Origin of the sequence: Cytobacillus solani, assembly GCF_006704205.1 — a bacterium.
GTDB classification, from domain to species: Bacteria; Bacillota; Bacilli; order Bacillales; family Cytobacillaceae; genus Cytobacillus; species Cytobacillus solani.
Genome location: NZ_CP041305.1, coordinates 3,481,760 through 3,499,341, shown reverse-complemented (window position 1 = coordinate 3,499,341; position 17,582 = coordinate 3,481,760). Strand labels below are relative to the sequence as shown.

The 17,582-nt window shown below is 38.2% G+C and carries 15 protein-coding genes; 2 read left to right on the top strand and 13 right to left on the bottom strand.

What is annotated here, in order from left to right:
* Positions 1-7: 7 nt before the first annotated feature.
* The 6 genes from FI644_RS17505 to FI644_RS17480 form a co-directional block, all read right to left on the bottom strand.
* Entirely contained in the window at positions 8-1,003 is a 996-nt protein-coding gene (locus FI644_RS17505) for a thiamine pyrophosphate-dependent dehydrogenase E1 component subunit alpha (protein WP_056685505.1), read from the bottom strand.
* A 57-nt stretch (positions 1,004-1,060) separates the two neighbouring features.
* Positions 1,061-2,479, bottom strand: a complete 1,419-nt coding sequence (gene lpdA / locus FI644_RS17500) for a dihydrolipoyl dehydrogenase (RefSeq protein ID WP_053476940.1) — start codon at positions 2,477-2,479, stop codon at positions 1,061-1,063.
* 293 nt (positions 2,480-2,772) lie between these two features.
* Positions 2,773-3,879: a butyrate kinase gene (buk, locus tag FI644_RS17495; RefSeq protein ID WP_053476941.1), complete on the bottom strand. Its 1,107-nt coding sequence runs from the start codon at positions 3,877-3,879 to the stop codon at positions 2,773-2,775.
* 146 nt (positions 3,880-4,025) lie between these two features.
* Complete coding sequence (gene bcd, locus FI644_RS17490; protein WP_053476942.1) at positions 4,026-5,123, bottom strand: branched-chain amino acid dehydrogenase; 1,098 nt, start codon at positions 5,121-5,123, stop codon at positions 4,026-4,028.
* Between the two features lie 35 nt (positions 5,124-5,158).
* Positions 5,159-6,064, bottom strand: coding sequence for a phosphate butyryltransferase (gene yqiS, locus FI644_RS17485; RefSeq protein WP_142108663.1), 906 nt, complete (start codon positions 6,062-6,064; stop codon positions 5,159-5,161).
* 145 nt (positions 6,065-6,209) lie between these two features.
* Positions 6,210-8,276: a sigma-54-dependent Fis family transcriptional regulator gene (locus FI644_RS17480; RefSeq protein ID WP_053476944.1), complete on the bottom strand. Its 2,067-nt coding sequence runs from the start codon at positions 8,274-8,276 to the stop codon at positions 6,210-6,212.
* 162 nt (positions 8,277-8,438) lie between these two features.
* Between FI644_RS17480 and FI644_RS17475 the strand changes: the two genes are divergently transcribed.
* Positions 8,439-8,672, top strand: a complete 234-nt coding sequence (locus FI644_RS17475; RefSeq protein ID WP_053476945.1) for a DUF2627 domain-containing protein — start codon at positions 8,439-8,441, stop codon at positions 8,670-8,672.
* 37 nt (positions 8,673-8,709) lie between these two features.
* Here the strand turns inward: FI644_RS17475 and FI644_RS17470 are convergent, their stop codons facing one another.
* Entirely contained in the window at positions 8,710-9,432 is a 723-nt protein-coding gene (locus tag FI644_RS17470) for a glycerophosphodiester phosphodiesterase (RefSeq protein WP_053476946.1), read from the bottom strand.
* 27 nt (positions 9,433-9,459) lie between these two features.
* Between FI644_RS17470 and FI644_RS17465 the strand changes: the two genes are divergently transcribed.
* Positions 9,460-9,603: a YycC family protein gene (locus FI644_RS17465; RefSeq protein WP_075209181.1), complete on the top strand. Its 144-nt coding sequence runs from the start codon at positions 9,460-9,462 to the stop codon at positions 9,601-9,603.
* Between the two features lie 92 nt (positions 9,604-9,695).
* Here the strand turns inward: FI644_RS17465 and spo0A are convergent, their stop codons facing one another.
* The 6 genes from spo0A to dxs all read right to left on the bottom strand — a co-directional run bounded on the left by spo0A (position 9,696) and on the right by dxs (position 17,441).
* Positions 9,696-10,484, bottom strand: coding sequence for a sporulation transcription factor Spo0A (spo0A, locus tag FI644_RS17460; RefSeq protein WP_053476947.1), 789 nt, complete (start codon positions 10,482-10,484; stop codon positions 9,696-9,698).
* Between the two features lie 257 nt (positions 10,485-10,741).
* Positions 10,742-12,031 carry a SpoIVB peptidase gene (spoIVB, locus tag FI644_RS17455; protein WP_053476948.1) on the bottom strand — a complete coding sequence of 430 codons (1,290 nt, stop codon included), beginning with the start codon at positions 12,029-12,031 and terminating at the stop codon, positions 10,742-10,744.
* A gap of 122 nt (positions 12,032-12,153) precedes the next feature.
* Complete coding sequence (gene recN / locus FI644_RS17450; RefSeq protein ID WP_053476949.1) at positions 12,154-13,842, bottom strand: DNA repair protein RecN; 1,689 nt, start codon at positions 13,840-13,842, stop codon at positions 12,154-12,156.
* A 197-nt stretch (positions 13,843-14,039) separates the two neighbouring features.
* Positions 14,040-14,489, bottom strand: a complete 450-nt coding sequence (ahrC, locus tag FI644_RS17445) for a transcriptional regulator AhrC/ArgR (RefSeq protein ID WP_053476950.1) — start codon at positions 14,487-14,489, stop codon at positions 14,040-14,042.
* A 211-nt stretch (positions 14,490-14,700) separates the two neighbouring features.
* A complete protein-coding gene (locus tag FI644_RS17440; protein ID WP_053476951.1) occupies positions 14,701-15,546 on the bottom strand; it encodes a TlyA family RNA methyltransferase in 846 nt (281 codons plus the stop codon).
* A 2-nt stretch (positions 15,547-15,548) separates the two neighbouring features.
* Positions 15,549-17,441, bottom strand: a complete 1,893-nt coding sequence (gene dxs, locus FI644_RS17435) for a 1-deoxy-D-xylulose-5-phosphate synthase (RefSeq protein ID WP_053476952.1) — start codon at positions 17,439-17,441, stop codon at positions 15,549-15,551.
* Positions 17,442-17,582 lie beyond the last annotated feature (141 nt).

Below are 17,582 nucleotides of genomic sequence, written 5' to 3'. Positions count from 1 at the left end.
CCCCTTACTATTCTGCGTATACGTATTTCAATGCATGTTCTGGATCAGCATATGGAGCATTTTCAGCATAATCTGTTGCATCATTAACGATTGCCATAATACGATCGTTCATTTCTTTTTCTTTTTCATCATTTAAAATGCCATTTTCTTTTAAGTAAGCAGCGAAAGTAATAATAGAATCTTTCGATTTTGCTTCTTCAACTTCTTCACGTGAACGATATGGACGATCATCATCATCAGAAGAGTGTGGAGTTAAGCGGTAAGATACCGTTTCAACAAGTGATGGACCTTCACCACGGCGGCCTCTATCAGCTGCTTCTTTAACTGCTTTATACACTTCAAGTGGATCATTTCCGTCTACAGTAACCCCTGGCATACCGTAACCAATTGCACGATCAGAAACTTTTTCACATGCTAATTGTTTTTCAATTGGAATTGAGATCGCATACTTATTATTTTCACACATGAAAATAACAGGAAGCTTGTGAACTCCAGCAAAGTTTGCACCTTCATGGAAGTCTCCTTGGTTAGAAGAACCTTCACCAAATGTTACAAAAGTTACTAAGTCTTTTCCTTCCATTTTTCCAGCTAAAGCAATACCAACTGCGTGTGGAACTTGCGTAGTAACTGGAGAAGAACCTGTTACGATGCGATTTTTCTTTTGACCAAAGTGTCCTGGCATTTGACGGCCGCCTGAGTTTGGATCTTCTGCTTTTGCGAATGCTGAAAGCATTAAGTCTCTTGCAGTCATACCAAAAGTTAATACAACACCCATGTCACGGTAGTATGGAAGAACATAATCCTTCTCTTTATCAAGTGCATATGCTGCACCAATTTGAGCTGCCTCTTGACCTTGACATGAAATAACAAATGGAATTTTACCAGCGCGGTTTAATAGCCACATACGCTCATCAATACGACGTGATAAAAGCATCATTTCATACATTTCTAATACTTTCTCATCGCTTAAACCTAAATCTTTATGACGATTTTTTTTAGCCATTTTGTAACCTCCTAAATAAATATGTACTAGAGAGCTATCTTTTAGCTCTCTATATTTTTATCCATGAATAGCTTTTCCATCCACAGCTAGAGCTGCTTCACCAATTGCTTCTGACAATGTTGGGTGCGGATGAATTGTATGCGCAACTTCCCAAGGAGTTGCATCAAGTACTTTAGCAAGTCCAGCTTCAGAAATCATGTCTGTTACGTGTGGACCAATCATATGCACGCCAAGAATATCATTTGTTTCTTCATCGGCAACGATTTTCACGAAACCATCAGATTCACCAAATACAAGTGCTTTTCCGATTCCTTTAAAAGAGAACTTCCCAGTTTTCACTTTAAATCCTTTTTCTTTTGCTTGATCTTCAGTTATCCCAACGCTTGCAGCTTCAGGAGAACTGTAGATGCATTTAGAAACAAGATCATAGTCGATTGGAGATGGATTTTCACCAGCAATATGTTCAACTGCAACGATTCCTTCATGTGAAGCAACGTGTGCAAGCTGTAATCCGCCGATTACATCACCAATCGCATAAATATGAGATTCTTTTGTTTGGAAGAATTCATTTGCAACGATATAGCCTTTTTCCACTTGGATATCTGTATTTTCAAGTCCGATGCCTTCTACGTTCGCTTGACGGCCAACAGATACAAGAATTTTTTCAGCTGTAAATTCTTTTTGTTCGCCTTTAACTTCTGCAGAAATTGAAACAGTATTCCCTTGTTTTAATGTTTCAGGAAGAACTTTTGCACTTGTTACGATGTTTACACCCTTTTTCTTCATCAAGCGCTGCATTTCTTTTGAGATTTCTTTATCTTCTGTTGGGATAATACGATCTGAATATTCGATAACAGTAACTTCTGCTCCGAAATCTGATAGCATTGAAGCCCACTCAATACCGATAACGCCGCCGCCAACAATAATGATTGACTTTGGAATTTCTTCCATTGCTAAAGCTTCATCAGATGTCATTACATTACCGCCAATCTCAAGCCCAGGCAAAGTACGTGGACGTGAGCCAGTTGCAACGATGACATTTTTAGGAACTAGCATAGCATTTTCTTCTCCGTTGTTCATTTCAACAGAAATTGTTCCTGGCATTGGAGAGAAGATTGAAGGACCTAAAATACGTCCCATTCCTTCAAACACGTCAATTTTTCCTTGCTTCATTAAGTGCTGAACACCTTTATGAAGCTGATCAACGATTTTGCCTTTTCTCTCTTGAACTTTACCAAAGTTCACAGAAACATCACTTGTGATAACACCAAAGTCTTCACTATGCTTTGTTTGTGCATATACTTCCGCACTGCGAAGTAATGCTTTACTTGGAATACATCCCTTATGTAAGCATGTACCACCAAGTTTTCCTTTTTCTACTAATGCAGTTTTTAATCCAAGTTGAGATGCACGGATAGCTGCTACATATCCGCCAGTTCCTCCACCAAGAATGACCAAATCATATTCTTCTGCCACAATATTTCCTCCTAATCAGAAAAGCGCAAGCGCCTTGCTCACCCTTCAGTCCCACAACACAATTCTCCCACAGAAAAGTATTCTTTACCTTTTGCGGGAGAGTTGTCTTGTGACCTCGAGGTCAACAAATGCGTGACGTCCTCCCAAAAGCTTCGCTTTTGATCGTGCGATGTGTCGCTGCCGAAGCTTTCCTTATCCTGTCGGATAGTCGACACGAGAACGTCCTGTACTGCGGGGGGCTGGCAGCTTGCGCTAGACAGTATTTATACTACAAGAAGAGAAGTTCCCTACTATTAAACAGTAGCTTCTACATTCACATTTCCTGGATATACTTTTTCATTTTCTTCTCCACGAAGGACACGAAGTGCACCTTCAGCAAGAGCTTGTAATTCGTCTTCGCCTGGTTGAACAATTACATCGGCAATCCAGCTAATACGGTCGCTGATTTCTTTTACGAAGCCCTTACCGTAAGCAAGTCCGCCAGTAATGATGATAGCATCAACTTTTCCATTAAGGACGGCACTAGCAGCACCAATCTCTTTAGCAACTTGATAAGCCATTGCTGAATATACCAGCTTCGCTTTTTCATCGCCAGCTTCGATCATTTTTTCTACTTTAACTGCATCGTTCGTACCTAGGTATCCAACAAGACCACCTTGGCCAACAAGCATTTTCGTAATTTCTTCACGGTAGTATTGACCGGAGAAGCATAATGAAACTAAATCGCCAATCGGAACAGTTCCAGCACGTTCAGGGCTGAAAGGACCTTCCCCATGCAGTCCGTTATTTACATCGATTACTCTGCCTTTCTTATGAGCACCAACTGTAATTCCTCCACCCATATGAGTGACAATTAAGTTCATATCTTCGTACTTTTTGCCTAATTCTTTGGCTACTCTGCGAGCAACCGCTTTTTGATTTAAGGCATGGAAAATACTTACACGTTCAATTTTAGATAAACCAGAAATACGAGCAATTGGATCCATTTCGTCAACAACAACAGGGTCAACGATATAAGAAGGTATATTTAAAGCTGTTGCAATTTCATATGCAATAATACCGCCCAGATTGGAAGCATGCTGACCAGCAAATCCTTCACGTAAATCTTGAAGCATGGCATCATTTACAGAGTACGTTCCGCCTTCAATTGGTCTTAGCAATCCACCGCGACCACAAACAGCGCTTAGTTTAGATATATTAAAGCCTTCTTGATCCAAAGTCTCAAGAATAGCGTTTTTTCGGAATTCATATTGATCAATAATATTTTCGAATGAGTTAATTACATCTGTATCATGGCGTAATGTTTTTTCTAAAATAGAAATATCATTATCGAAAACTCCAATTTTCGTTGAAGTAGAACCAGGGTTGATAACGAGAATTCGATGTCCTTGTTCTTGCACAGTTAAACCTCCATTTAAAAAGCAGTCTGGCACCTTAAAGACAAGGTGCTGAGATAAATCCGCTCTATTTTTACTAAATGAGTCAAAGACGCTAAATATCAATTTAGCGCTTTGACCTTATCTTTTGTTCTTACATTTACTGTTTATTATTTTTTACGACTTAAAATGTGGTGGCCATTTTGAAGGAATTGGCTGCGAGAATTACGCATTCTTTCAATTCTTTCTTCAGCCATACGGTCAGCTGCTTTATAAGTTGGAATGCCATCGCGTTTTGAGATTTCGATAACTTTTTCAATCGTATCGTATAAACCTTCAACTTTTTTCATTGCACGTTCTGCATTGTAGCCATATAATTCGTCAGCAACGTTAATAACGCCACCAGCGTTGATTACATAGTCTGGAGCATAAACGATACCCATTTCATCAATAATATCGCCATGACGCTCTTCTTTTAATTGGTTGTTAGCTGATCCAGCAATAACTTTACATTTGAATTGTGGAATTGTATCGTCATTCACTGTTGCGCCAAGTGCACATGGTGCATAGATATCACATTCAACGCCGTAAATTTCATCTGGTTCAACTGCTTTAGCACCAAAGTCGTTAACTGCACGTTGTACAGCTTCTTTATTAATGTCTGTAACGATTAATTGAGCGCCTTCTTCATGAAGATGTTTACATAGGTGGTACGCTACGTTACCTACACCTTGTACTGCAACTACTTTGCCTTCTAAAGAATCAGTGCCAAATGCTGCTTTAGCTGCAGCTTTCATCCCTACGTAAACACCATAAGCTGTTACTGGAGATGGGTTACCTGATGATCCGAATGCAGGAGAAATACCTGTTACATAGTCAGTTTCTTCATGGATAAGGTCCATATCAGCAACAGTTGTACCTACATCCTCAGCAGTGATGTAACGGCCATTTAAGCCTTGAACGTAGCGGCCAAACGCACGGAACATTTCTTCGTTCTTGTCTTTCTTAGGATCACCAATGATAACTGTTTTACCGCCGCCTAGGTTAAGACCAGCTGCAGCATTTTTGTAAGTCATACCTTTTGCAAGACGTAATGCATCTTCAATTGCAGCATCTTCTGAAGCATATGTCCACATACGCGTACCACCAAGTGCTGGTCCTAATGTAGTGTCATGGATTGCGATGATTGCTTTTAAACCTGATGTTTTATCTTGGCAAATTACTACTTGTTCATAATCATACTTTTCTAGATATTTGAAAATTTCCATGTTAAAATTCCTCCCAATAATTATACGTTTGTTTATTATTTTGAAGCAGAGCAGATCGCTAATGCTAATGAGTATAGCTTGCTCTCAGCTGAATCAGCTCTAGATGTTAAAACGATCGGTGCTTTTGCCCCAGCAATAACTGCTCCAACTTTTGCTTTTGCAAAGTAAATCAATGACTTATAAAGGGCATTTCCCACTTCAATTGTTGGTACTAGCAGAATATCTGCTTGTCCAGCAACATCGCTTTTTATCCCTTTATGTTCAGCAGCAGTTAAGGATACTGCATTATCTAAAGCAAGTGGACCATCTACAATACAATCAGTCAATTGACCACGCTTATTCATAGTAGTCAAAGCGGCAGCATCTAAAGTTGCCTGCATCGCTGGGTTAACTACTTCCACAGCTGCGATAGGTGCAACACGCGGATTGTCAACACCAATGCTTTTTGCGATTCCGACAGCATTTCTTGTGATTTGCGCCTTTTGCTCTAAATCTGGTGCAATATTCATTGCTGCATCGGTTACAATTGTAAACCGGTCAAAACCGGGTACCTCAAAAACAGCAACGTGTGATAAAACACTTCCTGCTCTCAGACCATATTCTTTGTTTAATACAGCCTTTAATATCGTAGCAGTTGGGACATTCCCCTTCATCAATACATTTGCTTCATTCAGTTTGACAGCTTTAACCGCATGTTCTGCAGATGCAGCTGGTGAATGAGTATGAATGATTTGAAGTTTTTCGTTCTTAGCTAAATCGCCATGATGCTCTTCCATTATTTGAAGAATTTTTTCTTTATCTCCAAATAATATGAATTTTGCTAAATTCCTTTCGAGCGCGGAAGCGACAGCTTCGATCACTTCATGATCTTCTGCGGCAGCAACTGCTACAGTTTTTTCTTCGTATTGGGTTGCTCTCTGTATAAGCGAATCCAATTCCATCGTCTCAACCCCTTTAAAGCACTTATTACAATTTCATGTTGCTACACTCATTATTCTAATATGCAAGAAGCGTGCCAAAATACAAATGCGGCGAAAACGCTTTTTTACAATAGTTTTATTGTGAAAAAAATTTCACACATGAAAATTATTGCATGCTACTATTTGCAATGCCGTATTTTTCTAGCTTATAGTACAAATTCCTTACGGACAACCCGAGGGATTTTGCCGTCATCGTTTTATTCCCCTCCATTTCCTGGAGGGTCTTTAGGATCATTCTTTCTTCATATTGTTCAACTAACTGTGCCAATGTTTTATCATTTTTTATCGGCATTTCCATTTGTACATTCGGTTTATTCGTTTTTTTAATTAATTCAGGAACATGGTGTTCTTCTAGCTGAATTTCATTGTAATTCATAAAAATAATTGCTCTGCCTAGAATATTTTCCAGCTCCCGAACATTGCCCGGCCAATCATATTCCATCAGCTTTTTCATAGCAAAATCTGATATACTTTCTACATTTCGCCCATATTCTTGATTGATTTTTTGAATAAGCCGAGTGCATAGTAAAGGAATATCTTCCTTCCTTTTTCGTAATGAAGGGATATGAATAGGCATCCGATTTAGCCTATAATACAAGTCTTCCCTAAAAGTTCCGCTAGCAATTCCTTTTTCTAAATTAACATTAGTTGCCGCAATCACTCTTACGTTAATCGGGATGGACTTAGTCCCGCCGACACGGGTGATTTCTTTTTCTTGCAAAACCCTTAATAGTTTAGCCTGTGTATTCGCAGTTAACTCACCAATCTCATCAAGGAAAATACTCCCATTGTTCGCCTCTTCAAATAGTCCTCTCTTCCCGCCTCTTTTCGCTCCCGAAAACGCTCCCTCTTCATAACCGAACAGTTCGCTTTCTAAAAGTGACTCAGATAAAGCGGCACAGTTAACACGAATAAATTTATTGTACCTCCGATCACTACCATTATGAATAGCATGGGCAAATAACTCTTTTCCAGTTCCTGATTCCCCTCTCAGCAATACGGTTGCAGGGGTTTTGGCACCAAGGCGTGCTTGTTCAATAGCAATGGTCATCTCCTCAGAACGCCCAATGATATCATCAAAGGAATATTTTGCTTCAAGTGTACGTATTATTTGTCGGGCCCGATGCAATTCTCTATTTAATGATTCAATCTCAGAAACATCATGGATAACCCCAACACTTCCTTTAATGATGCCATCCACAATGACAGGTGCTACATTGACAACAACTTCCTTTTTATTGGGACCAACTCTCATTGCCACTCCCCTTACAGCCCTTCTCGTTTGAAGGACCTTCATATGCACACTTTCCCCCTCGGAAATATCAGTCGTTGCGGGTTTTCCAATGATTTCTTCCTCCGAAAGACCAGTAATACGAGAATAAGCGGGATTAATTAATAACCCTTTTCCATTTTCATCTACTACTGATATTGCTTCATCACTTGATTGGATAATCGCCTGAAGCATCGTTTGAATTTCCTTTAAATCCGTTATTTCCTCAGCTAAATTCATGACTTCAGTTATGTCTTTAAAAACGGAAAACGCACCAAGCAATTCATTTTTCTCACCAATCATCGGAATCCTTGTCGTAATAACTTTTAGTCCGTTATTCAATATAAGTTCCTGATTAGATTCTATTCGCCTAGTCTTCATTACCCGTTTTAATCGAGTATTTGAAATGATTTGATCTATCGGGCGGCCAATTGCTTCCTTTGCCTTTATCCCTGTCATTTTTTCCGCGCTCCGGTTAAAAAGAATGATTTCTGAATCTTGGTTAATTCCGATCATCCCATCACCAGTTGTATTAAAAATTAGATCACGCTTATACGTCTCATTTTCGATACTTGAAATAAGTTTTTCTTTTTCTTCTATGAGACCAGCAATTAAAAAGGCGACAGTTCCCGGTATCAATACAGAATCTTTCTTTTTTGCCTCTCGAAGTTCTAGGAAAACATCCTGCCTCCCTGTTACTTCAACGATGATATCAATATCCTGGTCAATAAATTGCCTCCAATCTGTACCTGTTGGAATTCCTACATTCCCTGCTTTTTCTATACCAGGTGCTTCTGGGTTACAATCCACTACCGCAGTAACTTTTAGCATCTCTGTTTCTCTCATTATCTTTAAGATCGCCGAACCGCCTTTACCCGCTCCAACAATCATGACTGTTTGCATGTGTAATACCACCTTTATGCCTTGAAAATTATTTCACGAATTTTCTATCTATTACGCAATTTTTTTCATATATTCTTATTTTATACATGATTGTTGTGCTTGACAAATTTCTATATAAATTGAATACTTTTTTTAGAAGGAAAAAAATGAAGGGATCTACTGATGATAAGAATATTTGCTTTAATCATATTATTAATACCTGGATTTTTAGCAGCTTATGGCATTAAATTGATGAGAGATATGGTTTTTGGCATTTTGCAAAGCCCGTTCCCCTATTTATGGATGCAGTTCCTAGCCGGTTTGCTCTTATTTTTACTAGGACTGGGTTTTGTTGCTGGCTTTATCCTTTACCGTGATCGAAAAAGAAATAAAGTACAAAACCGTTTTAAAAAATAAAGCAATCGGCGATATGTGCCGATTGCTTTTTTTCATTTTATCTATTTCTAATTTGCAATGCCTTAACAGGGTCATCAGTAATAACAGCTGAGCATCCAATTGCAAAAAATCTTTGCAAATCCTTCTCTTTATTTACAGTATATGGCCGTACAGCAATTCCATATTCTATAGAAGCCCTAACCAATTCATTAGGTGCAGCAGTATGTCTAGGATGAATACTCTTTGCACCAATCGATTGAGCATAAACCCAAGGCATATATAACCCTTCCGAAAACAACGGAGCCGTTTCTATCTCTTGATCAATCCTATAGCAGTAAACAATACTATAATGATTAAATGAAGAAAGGATTACTCTATCTTTCATCTTATACGTATGGATAAGATCAATTACCTTTTCCTCCATTCCTTTATAAGGAAATACCCCATTCTTTAATTCGATATTACAGATAATTTGATTCGTCGTCATCCATTCTAATACTTCCTCTAATGAAGGGATAGGTTCTTTTTGCAAAAGCCTCTTCTTTTTATAACTAGCATCTAGCTTTCTAATTTCTTTAAAGGTAAAATCTTTAACAAAGCCTTTTCCATTCGTGGTCCGATCCACTTTTTCATCATGGATGACAACTAATTGTCCATCCTTTGTTAGCTGTACATCAAGCTCAAGACCATGAGCACCCGCTAAGGCTGCTTCTTTAAATGCTTTCATTGTATTTTCAGGGTATGCCTGCGAATACCCTCTATGAGCAAATACAAGTGTCATCAAATCACCCCTTTGGAGGAATAAAAAATGAAACCTTTACAAATATCGGCTGAAACAGCAAAAATGCTTGCTGAAAAATTAAAACTCCCAATTGAACAAATCATGCACATGCCTCAGCATATTTTGATGCAAAAAATGCTGGATGCAGATAAGAAAACTACCCAAGAATAACGATCGTAATAAGTAAATGTGCGATCAGTAAAAAAGAGCGCTCCTAATTAAGGGCGCTCTAATTCATTATTATTACACGGGTTCTAGCCCTTTCAAGACGCTTTATGTTCTAAACGCAGTTTATCAGCAACCATCGCAATGAACTCCGAATTTGTCGGCTTAGCCTTAGACATACTTACCGTATAACCGAATAGTGAAGAGATTGAATCAATATTGCCCCGGCTCCAAGCAACTTCAATTGCATGGCGAATCGCCCGTTCTACACGGCTTGCCGTTGTATTATATTTTTTTGCGATATCTGGATATAAAACCTTCGTAATAGAACCAAGAAGTTCAATATCATTATAAACCATCGAAATTGCCTCACGAAGATACATGTATCCTTTAATATGTGCAGGCACACCAATTTCATGAATAATGCTTGTAATACTAGCATCAAGATTCTTTGGCTTAGATTCTACATGAGGACGATAGCTCGATGAGGATTTTCTAATAATCGGATTTGTTTTTCCGCTAACTTGACGAATATGTCTAGCTAAATTATCCATATCAAATGGTTTTAAGATAAAATAAGATGCCCCTAAATCAACTGCTTTCTTTGTTACATCTTCCTGGCCAAATGCAGTAAGCATGATCACGTTTGGCAATTGCGCTTTCTTCATATCCCGTAATTTTTCAAGCACTGCAAGACCATCTAAATGTGGCATAATAATATCTAATACAAGTACATCTAATTCTTCATGCTCAAGAATATCCAAGCAATCCTGTCCATTATGAGCAACACCTATAACTTCCATATCCTCTTGAGATGAAATGTATTCATCTAAAAGTCCGACAAGCTCTCGATTGTCATCAACCACACATACTCTAATTTTCTTCACTTATTCTTTCCTCCTCGAACCATGTTAGTCTCTTTGCCATCTATATTTTTATTCTAATTGAGAAATTCGACAATGCAACAGAAAATCCTTTAGTTTTTTTAAATTTTCTCAAAAATAGGATAAATTCATTAGTTTTCTTTTATTTTCTCTCAAATTCGACTAATTTCATTATATTTGTCGAATAATCTTTACTCCATTATAACATAAATGAAGAGACAGAAGGTTTTCCTTCTGTCTCCCATCATTAACCCTTATTATTAAGATGCTTTCTCTCTTGGCTGTTCATAGATGTTAATCCCGGCTTCATGCAGCATCCATTCTATATGGACACCATAGCCAGAGGTTGGATCATTTACAAAGACATGGGTAACTGCCCCAATTACTTTATCATTTTGTATAATAGGACTCCCGCTCATCCCTTGAACAATACCGCCTGTTTTTGCTAATAGCTTAGGATCCGTTACTTTTATGACCATCCCTTTTGTAGCTGGAAACTTTTGGGGGATCGTGCTTACAATTTCGATGTCAAAAAGATTAACTTCGTCATTATCCACAACTGTTAATATTTGAGCTGGACCTTCTTTTACTTGATGGGATAAAGCAATCGGCATCGGCTTATCAAAAACGCCATTCTTAACATCTTGATTTAACTTGCCAAAAATACCAAATGGACTGTTTTTAACAATATTTCCTATGACTTCTTTATCAGGCGAGAAACGAGCTAGCTTTTCACCAGGATTCCCATTGCTTCCTTTTTCAATTGAGGTGACCGTTGAACGAACAATCTGTCCATCATCCACAACAATTGCCTTCTTCGTATCCATATCAGATATAACATGACCTAACGCACCATACTTTCTTGATTCTGGATGGTAAAAAGTCATCGTTCCAATTCCTGCTGCCGAATCTCTAATATATAAGCCAAGTTTATATGAACCCTCCGCCTTATCTTTCATCGGAGTTAATTCAGTTGATATTTTTTCATTTTCACGATTAAGCATTATTTTTAGAGGTGTGCTTGTATTTCCTGCTTCTTGAACAAAGGGAGCAACATCCGACATTTTTTCAATCTTTTTCCCATTTATTTCAGTTATGATGTCCCCTATTTTGATTCCCGCTATCTCTCCAGGGGATGCTTTACCATCTAAAGTGTCAATCTGATGGTGGCCAACAACAAGTACGCCAATCGTATTTAATTTTACACCGATTGATTGACCGCCAGGAATAACTTTAAAATCTTTCAATACATTTACATCAACCTTTTTGATCGGAAAACCTGCTAGCTCTAAAAACATTTCATTTTCTCCATGCTTATTTCCTTCCAGGGAGACTGAATGTATGTCTTCTTTAAGAGCAATGCTTTCACTCATTGAAGACAGCTCTGCAGACACCAATTTGGCCTTTGTCATTTCAAAATGCTGACCTTCAAAAAGAGTAATCGTATTTGGTATATGCAAATATTCTTGAAAGGGTTTTGAGAAACCAATTGCAATTAATGAAACAAGGAGAATTCCACCAATTATTTTTCTAAAAACATTTAATGTCAAATTTTTCACTCTCCTCGCTTCTAATCCACAACGTCAAATGGCTACATCTTTAATTTTGCCTGCAAGGCGAGCATTTATAACTGGTATAGAGAGAAAAAAGCTATCCTCCTTTGGATAGCTTTTCAATGTATCTTTAATTGCTCTGCAAGTTGAAGAAGCTCCTTTGCATGTTCCTTCGTTAATTCAGTAATTTCGACACCAGAAATCATCCGGCCAATTTCTTTAATCTTTTCGGATTCATTTAGTGATTTAACCGTTGTTTTTGTTCGTCCATCAATGATATTCTTTGCAATATATAAATGTGTGTCAGCCATTGCTGCCACTTGAGGCAAATGAGAAATACATAAAACTTGGGAATTAACAGCCACTTTATGAATCTTTTCTGCAATTGCCTGGGCAACCCGGCCACTTACTCCCGTGTCAACTTCATCAAATATGATGGAGGTTACGCCTTGATGCTTAGAAAGAATACTCTTTAACGCAAGCATAATTCTAGAAAGCTCTCCTCCTGAGGCAATTTTAGAAAGGGGCTTTAATGGTTCCCCTGGATTTGTAGAAATATAAAATTCACCTTTATCCATTCCATTCCTCATGAAGCTTTCTGTATTTTTGATAAATTGAACCTCAAATACAGTTTTCTCCATATAGAGCTCTTTTAATTCTTTGTGAATAAATTCTGTTAAATTTTGTGCGGAAATTTTCCGAAGTGCACTTAATTCTTCTGCTTCGATTAAAAGGTCCTTCTTTAGAGAAGCAATTTCCTTTTCTAGTTGGTCAATATGCGTTTCCTTATTTAACAATGTTTCTATTTCTTCCTCAATTTTCGAAGCATATTCCAAGACTTCTTCTACAGTTTTGCCATATTTCCGCTTCAATTGATTGATTTCATTCAATCTATCTTCGATTTCGGCTAATCTAACTGGATCATATTCAAGAAAATCCATTTCATTACGAATCGTGCGTGCTGCGTCTTCCAGCTGATAGAAGCTATTAGAAACAGACTCGGCTAATTCCTTATATGCAGGATCAAGCTCTGCCGCATTTTGAATATGCCCCATCACTAGCCCAATCCAATCCAGCCCTTTATATTCTCCTTGTAATCCATTGTAACCTGATTGCAAGGAATCATATACCCGTTCAAAGTTACTAAGCTTCCGTTTTTCTTCTAGCATCTCCTCATCTTCATTTAACTTCAAGTCAGCTGAGCGAATTTCATCAAGCTGAAATTGAATCAAATCAAGTCGATGTGCCATTTGCTGGTCATTTTCGCTTAGATTCTTTAATTGTTTTACCTTTTGCTCGTAAGTATGGTACACTTGCTGGTATTCTTTAAGAGCCGAAGTAATCTTTTCGCCTCCAAATTGATCAAGAAGAGAAAGGTGCATCGTTTCATCCATGAGCTCTTGATGCTCATGCTGTCCATGTATATCAATAAGTGTACTGCCAATTTCCCTTAAAGTTGAAATTGTAACAAGCTTTCCGTTTATTCGACAAACACTTTTTCCATTGCTAGAAATATCTCTTCGTAAAATAGCCATTCCATCCTCAAGCTCAATGCCAAATTCATTTGCTTTTGCAAAGCATGGATGGTTTGGATCGTCTAGTTGAAATAATCCTTCAATTTCCGCCTTTTCGGATCCATGACGGACAAACTCAGCAGATCCTCTTCCACCTACAAGTAAATGTATAGCATCAATAATAATTGATTTTCCCGCTCCTGTTTCCCCGCTTAATACAGTTAAGCCCTTATCAAAGGAAATTGATAGGGCTTCAATAATTGCAAAATTTCTTATCGATAATTCAGTTATCATGAATCTTCTCACCCCATATCAAATACGCCCTGGCGGATTTGCGCCCAGATTTTTAACGAGCATGCTCAATAAGTTCCAAAAAATCTGAGTCATCTGCCGGAGTCTTTAACTTTATTCAGCTTGGTTTGACCGTGTAAAAATGGAATGCTTTTTTATATTCATTTCTTTTCTAAAAGCAAGACTTATGCTGATTAAAGTTATAGCATTTCAAGAAAGCGGTTTGAAATAGCTTCCGTATCCTCAGGTGTTCTACAAATAATTAAGATTGTATCATCCCCGCAAATCGTTCCTAATATCTCTTCCCAATCCAGATTATCAATTAATGCTCCAATGGCCATTGCATTTCCTGGCAAGGTCTTCATAACGAGAAGATGACCCGCAGTGTCAATTCGAACAAATGCATCCATAAGATTTCTTCTTAGCTTTTGTAATGGATTAAAACGTTGGTCAGCTGGGAGACTATATTTATACCGCCCATCAATTAAAGGTACTTTTACAAGATGAAGTTCTTTAATATCTCTTGAAACGGTTGCCTGTGTTACATTGTAACCAGCACTTTTTAACTCATCGACAAGATCATCCTGTGTCTCAATATCATTATTTGCAATAATCTCCCGAATTTTAATATGGCGTTGGCCTTTATTCATTATTTCACCTCAATTTATGTTTCTTTTCCATAAGACTTTACTCGTGAATTTAATAAATATTTTAAGGAAAAAACACTAAATCCTACCTATATGTTAGCTGATTTTCCCTATAATGTACAATTTTTCTTCAATTTCCGGGGGAATATTTACTGCAATCTAACATAAATATTTTTTGTTATTCTCCCCGAAAAAAAAAGAAATAAGCCACAGCCTATTCCTCTTGATTGGATTGTTTTGTTTTTAATTCTGAATGAGCTTCCTGTACGATATCCTTTGGCTTTGTTTGAAGCATGTTTTCCCCAATCGCCTTTTCTCCAGTCCAGGAAAGGTGGAGTAAAAATTCTATATTACCATCTCCTCCAGTTATTGGAGAGAACGATAGATCGCATACATTATATCCAAGACCAAGTGAGAATTCTATAATCATTTCAAGGACCTGTTCATGTACCTTCGAATCCCTGACAATTCCTTTTTTCCCTACTTGTTCACGGCCTGCTTCAAACTGAGGTTTTACAAGTGCAACCACATCACTATTCAATACGAGCAGCGTCTTTAGTACAGGAAGGATCAATTTTAATGAGATAAAGGATACATCGATGGATGCAAGATTCGGCATCCCTTCTGTCAGGTCTGCAGGTGTCACATAACGGAAATTCGTTCGTTCCATCACAATAACACGCTCATCCTGCCTTAACTTCCACGCTAGCTGGTTATAGCCAACATCTAAAGCATAGGACATTTTTGCCCCATTCTGCAGTGCACAATCCGTAAAGCCACCTGTAGAGGCGCCAATATCTAAAAGAACTTTATCCTTCACATTTAAGTTAAATATTTTTAAAGCCTTTTCAAGCTTTAGACCGCCCCTGCTTACATAAGGTAAAACCTTCCCTTTTATTCTTAATGGAATATCACTATTTACTTTTTCTCCTGGCTTATCAAGGCGATTTTCATTACTGAATACAAGTCCGGCCATAATGGTTCTTTTTGCTTTTTCTCTTGTTTCTGCCAATCCTCTTTCAACTAATAAAACATCTAATCGTTCTTTCTTTATTTTCATGCTTAAGCCCTTTTTTGTTTTTTTCTTGCTAGAATGTTCATTCGCTTTACTACATCATCCGTGGTCATGCCGATTTCTTCTAAAAGTTTCTCTACACTTCCATGCTCAATAAACTGATCAGGAATTCCCATACAGTCAATTTCCATATGGTGGAATCCCTTTTCATGAGCATATTCTAGTATAGAGCTGCCGAATCCTCCTTGGAGAACCGCTTCTTCAATAGTTAAAATCGGCATATTTTCTTTAAATAGTTTTAAAAGCATTTCCTGATCTAACGGCTTAATGAATCTTGCGTTAATTACTTTAACTGAAACTCCGCGTTTTTCTAAAATGCCTGCCGCTTCCAAAGCCATCGGAATTGTTGTGCCAAACGTTAAAATAGCTGCATCCTGACCTTTTTTTAGTACCTCCCACGTTCCTATAGGGATTGGCTTTAGTGTCTCATCCATCGGTACTCCAAGTCCATTGCCTCGCGGAAATCTCATTGCTATTGGCCCTTCATCATATTGGACAGCTGTATAAACCATGTGCTGTCCTTCATTTTCATCCTTCGGCATCATTAGAACGATATTCGGAACATGCCTTAAAAAAGCAATATCAAATACACCTTGATGCGTTTCACCATCGGCACCTACAAGACCAGCACGATCAATCCCGATAAAAACATTTAAGTTTTGGCGGCAAATATCATGTACGACTTGGTCATATGCACGTTGAAGGAATGTTGAATATATCGCTAGAAATGGCTTCATTTTTTGTGTCGCAAGGCCTGCAGCTACTGTTGCCGCATGCTGTTCTGCAATTCCCACATCATACATTCTCTCTGGAAATTCATTGGCAAAGCCTTCAAGCTTGGATCCAACTGGCATGGCTGGGGTAATCGCAACAATTCGTTCATCTTTTCTTGCCAGTTTCCGAACCGTTTCACTCACTAGCTTACTCCACGCAGGTGGTGTATTCACTGGCTTAACAAAATCGCCTGTGTCCATTTTATATGGACCTGTCCCATGCCATGTTCCAACCGTATCATTTTCAGCTGGTTTGTAGCCTTTTCCTTTTTTTGTAATCACATGAAGAAGAACCGGTCCTTCTGTTTTCTTCGCATAACTTAGATTTTCGAATAAATTTTCGAAATCATGTCCATCAACTGGGCCTAAATACGTAAAGCCTAACTCTTCAAAAAACACACCGGAGACAAACAGATATTTAAGGCTGTCCTTTACTCTCTCAGCAGTTGCAGCAAGCTTACCTCCAACTGCCGGGATCTTCTTAAGAAGATATTCGAGCTCATCCTTTGCCCACTGATATTTCCCAGCCGTGCGAAGTTTGCCGAGAACATTGTGTAAAGCTCCAACATTCGGTGCAATAGACATTTCATTATCATTTAGAATCACAATCATATTCTTCTTTTCATGACCAATATGGTTTAATGCTTCTAAAGCCATCCCACCTGTTAATGCACCATCCCCAATGACTGGTACAACATAGGAACTCTCTTTTTTCAAATCTCTCGCAATAGCCATTCCCATTGCAGCTGATAAGGAAGTGGAGCTATGCCCTGTCTCCCACACATCATGTTCACTTTCAGCCATTTTTGGAAACCCGCATAAACCTTTATACTGTCTTAAAGTATCAAATTGATCTGCACGGCCCGTTAAAATTTTGTGCACATACGATTGGTGACCAACATCCCAAATAATTTTATCCTTAGGGCTGTCAAAACATTTATGCAGGGCAATTGTTAGCTCAACAACACCTAAGTTAGGTCCTATATGGCCGCCAGTGCTTGATAACCTTTCAATCAGGAATTGTCGTATATCCTGACTCAATGTTTGTAATTCTTTATTTGAGAGTTTCTTTAAAAAAGAAGGGTCCTTAATTTTCATAAGATCCATTCAACGGATCACTCACTTTCATTAGTTCATAGAAATGCGGAGGCGCCTTCGGAACAATCAAACTACAGATTGTTCCTGCGACGATTATTCTAAGGAGCTTTCCTTAGTGGTCACCCCTGACAAGCACAAGACGAGCCTCTC

What these genes read in the sequence shown, in the direction of transcription:
- FI644_RS17465 (WP_075209181.1), top strand. Translation starts at nt 9,460, where the DNA reads ATGAAACCTTTACAAATATCGGCTGAAACAGCAAAAATGCTTGCTGAA.
- FI644_RS17470 (WP_053476946.1), bottom strand. Translation starts at nt 9,432, where the DNA reads ATGACACTTGTATTTGCTCATAGAGGGTATTCGCAGGCATACCCTGAA.
- bcd (WP_053476942.1), bottom strand. Translation starts at nt 5,123, where the DNA reads ATGGAAATTTTCAAATATCTAGAAAAGTATGATTATGAACAAGTAGTA.
- ahrC (WP_053476950.1), bottom strand. Translation starts at nt 14,489, where the DNA reads ATGAATAAAGGCCAACGCCATATTAAAATTCGGGAGATTATTGCAAAT.
- FI644_RS17440 (WP_053476951.1), bottom strand. Translation starts at nt 15,546, where the DNA reads ATGAAAATAAAGAAAGAACGATTAGATGTTTTATTAGTTGAAAGAGGA.
- yqiS (WP_142108663.1), bottom strand. Translation starts at nt 6,064, where the DNA reads ATGGAATTGGATTCGCTTATACAGAGAGCAACCCAATACGAAGAAAAA.
- FI644_RS17480 (WP_053476944.1), bottom strand. Translation starts at nt 8,276, where the DNA reads ATGCAAACAGTCATGATTGTTGGAGCGGGTAAAGGCGGTTCGGCGATC.
- dxs (WP_053476952.1), bottom strand. Translation starts at nt 17,441, where the DNA reads ATGGATCTTATGAAAATTAAGGACCCTTCTTTTTTAAAGAAACTCTCA.
- FI644_RS17475 (WP_053476945.1), top strand. Translation starts at nt 8,439, where the DNA reads ATGATAAGAATATTTGCTTTAATCATATTATTAATACCTGGATTTTTA.
- FI644_RS17505 (WP_056685505.1), bottom strand. Translation starts at nt 1,003, where the DNA reads ATGGCTAAAAAAAATCGTCATAAAGATTTAGGTTTAAGCGATGAGAAA.
- recN (WP_053476949.1), bottom strand. Translation starts at nt 13,842, where the DNA reads ATGATAACTGAATTATCGATAAGAAATTTTGCAATTATTGAAGCCCTA.